This is a genomic window from Microcystis sp. M53603_WE2 (assembly GCF_030065435.1).
The window spans coordinates 1-1,564 of the sequence record NZ_JASJFF010001321.1 but is presented as its reverse complement, the minus strand read 5'-3'; the positions used below and the strand labels follow the sequence as shown (position 1 = coordinate 1,564).

Genomic DNA, 1,564 nt, shown 5'->3' with positions numbered 1-1,564 from the left:
GAGAAGGAAACGGCGACCGGAAAAATTAACGTTTTCGAGCTAGAAATTCAACTCGATCGCTCCTGTATTCAAAAGGGAAATCAATGTATTCCCCTCAATCCGGGGGATACGGCTACCGCAGAGGCGATCGTCCGTCAGCGTCGGGTGATCGATTACATCCTCGATCCCTTTAAGGATCTGCAAAAAGACGGGTTAAAACTGTAGTTTTTTTAGGTATCGAAGCCAAATTACTTACACCCCTCCCTAACCCTCTTGCCTATCTCAACTAGGAAATTAATTTCCCATAACTGTTTCAGGAGTCATTATGTCCCATAGTATCACCATCACGAATCAAGACCTTATCCAACAGCTTAAGCTATCGGGGAAACTTCCCGAAATGGCCGAGGGAATTATCGCTCGGAAAATCATCACCGAAACCGCGACGGAAGCGGGGATTAAAAACACGACTGCCGAGTTACAACAGGCGGCCGATCAATTCCGTCTCGCCAATGAATTACATAACGCCAAAGATACATGGAATTGGTTGGAAAAACAGGGCTTATCCCTAGACGATTTCGAGGCAATCGTTCAATTCAATTTACTATCGGGTAAATTAGCCGAACATCTTTTCGCAGACAAAATTGAATCCTATTTTGTGGAACACCAGCTAGATTATACCGGCGCGGTGATCTACGAGGTGGTGTTAGCAGATCAGGCGATGGCGGAGGAGTTGTATGAATCGATTCAGGAGGAGGAAATCAGCTTTCAGGAAGTAGCGCATCGCTATATCGAGGATGTGGAATTACGACGCAAGGGGGGTTATCGCGGTACTGTTTACCGTAAGGATTTACGACCGAATCTTTCGGCCGCAATTTTCGCATCGGATTCTTCTCGATTGTTGAAACCGCTGCAAGGCGATCGAGGTTTTCACCTGATTTTCGTTGAGGAAATCCTTAAGCCAAAATTAACCGAGGAGTTGGCTTTGCAAATCCGTGCCGAGTTGTTTAACGGTTGGGTAAAGGAGAAGATTCAGGAAATAAAATACGAGTTAAGTAATTAATTGTGGACGGGGTGGGTAATACTCACCCCGCAAACGTAGCAAGTGAAGATAAGAACTATGGAATGTGTGATCTGTAAATATGGTACGACTCGATCGAGTTTTGTTACCGTTACTTTAGAGAGGGATAATTATATCATGATTTTAAAACAAGTCCCTGCGGATATCTGTCAGAATTGCGGGGAGTATTATCTAAGCGAGTCGGTCACTGCGGAGGTTTTACATAAGTCCGATCGCCTATTTTGTAGGTGGGGTTGACAACGGAAACCCAACATCATCCCCCTATTATTCTTCATGTTATGTGTTGGGTTGCACTTCGTTTAACCCAACCTACGGATTATTTTACTATAAAATTAATACAATATTGATTAATAAAATACCAATAATCCGATTATTCTTGAGTGAGCTTATTTAGCATAAAAACCAACAAAGCGATTTTTAATACATACACTTTTAAAAATTCCTGAATCTATTCATTAACAGAATTCCCAGTTAATAAAAAAAATAAATAGTGCTTGCTGAATAATG

Annotated in this window: 2 protein-coding genes and 1 pseudogene; all 3 read left to right on the top strand. The window is 42.1% G+C overall.

The genetic code is table 11. The annotated features are described in order from the left end of the window. Positions 1 to 204: pseudogene (locus PX481_RS27745) on the top strand (HlyD family secretion protein); the annotation flags it as partial. A 100-nt stretch (positions 205 to 304) separates the two neighbouring features. Then, positions 305 to 1,039 carry a peptidylprolyl isomerase gene (locus PX481_RS27740; protein ID WP_288097154.1) on the top strand — a complete coding sequence of 245 codons (735 nt, stop codon included), beginning with the start codon at positions 305 to 307 and terminating at the stop codon, positions 1,037 to 1,039. A gap of 57 nt (positions 1,040 to 1,096) precedes the next feature. Further along, a complete protein-coding gene (locus PX481_RS27735; protein ID WP_071995596.1) occupies positions 1,097 to 1,294 on the top strand; it encodes a type II toxin-antitoxin system MqsA family antitoxin in 198 nt (65 codons plus the stop codon). Positions 1,295 to 1,564: the final 270 nt, after the last annotated feature.

Bases quoted from the DNA above. Each gene is read 5' to 3' on its own strand.
- PX481_RS27740 (WP_288097154.1), top strand. From the start codon at position 305: ATGTCCCATAGTATCACCATCACGAATCAAGACCTTATCCAACAGCTT.
- PX481_RS27735 (WP_071995596.1), top strand. From the start codon at position 1,097: ATGGAATGTGTGATCTGTAAATATGGTACGACTCGATCGAGTTTTGTT.